Genomic DNA, 708 nt, shown 5'->3' on the forward strand with positions numbered 1-708 from the left:
GGCCCTGCCCGCCTCCGCCACGGTGCGCCGCTCCTTCGACCGGCACGCGCTGGACGGCGCCGCCGTCCGCGCGGCCCTGCTGGACCTGGTCGTCCGCCCGGGGGTGCGGCTCCGCCGCCGCGGTCAGGCTGCCCGCGCCCTGGCCCGCACGCTGAAGCGGCGGCCGGGAGAGGCGGCAGCTGAGCACCACATCGCCTCCAAAAGCGAAGACGACCCGGCCCGCGGGATCCTCCTGCGGCCTGACACTCGCCAGAGCCTCACGCACCGCCTGTCCCGACTGGTTCTGAGCGGGATCGAAGTAGACGGTGGCCCACGGGCCGCGCCGGTCGAGAAGTGGCTCAAGGAAGCTCGACGGGGTGCTGCCGTTGCTCCTGGCTGCCGCCGGGCACAGCACCGAATGCGGCCCGGCCGGTGCCGCCCGCGCGGCCGGCGTGTGGGTGCTCGCTTCTCAGCTGGCGGTCAAGCAGGGCTGCACGGAGGCAGCCGGCGCCTACGCGCAACGGGCCGGCGCCGCGGCCCCGCCGCTCCGCTGGTGCTCGCCGTCGCGGCCCGCGCGGCCGCGACCCCACTGCGCCGTACCGGCCACACCGACGAAGCCCTGTACTGCTTCACGAGGCGCACGCCCACCTGACGAACGGCTCCCAGCCCTTGGCCGCCGAGCTGGAAGCGGCGGGCATGCGCACTCACCGCCGCCTACACCGCTGCCCA

1 protein-coding gene is annotated in these 708 nt (G+C 76.0%); it reads right to left on the reverse strand.

Features of this window, described 5'->3' with window-relative positions; genetic code table 11:
• A partial coding sequence (locus tag CCN42_RS44020) for a hypothetical protein (RefSeq protein ID WP_211294912.1) occupies positions 1-187 on the reverse strand: 187 nt, incomplete at its 3' end.
• Positions 188-708 lie beyond the last annotated feature (521 nt).

Source organism: Streptomyces glaucescens (assembly GCF_002154375.1).
Lineage (GTDB): Bacteria > Actinomycetota > Actinomycetes > Streptomycetales > Streptomycetaceae > Streptomyces > Streptomyces glaucescens.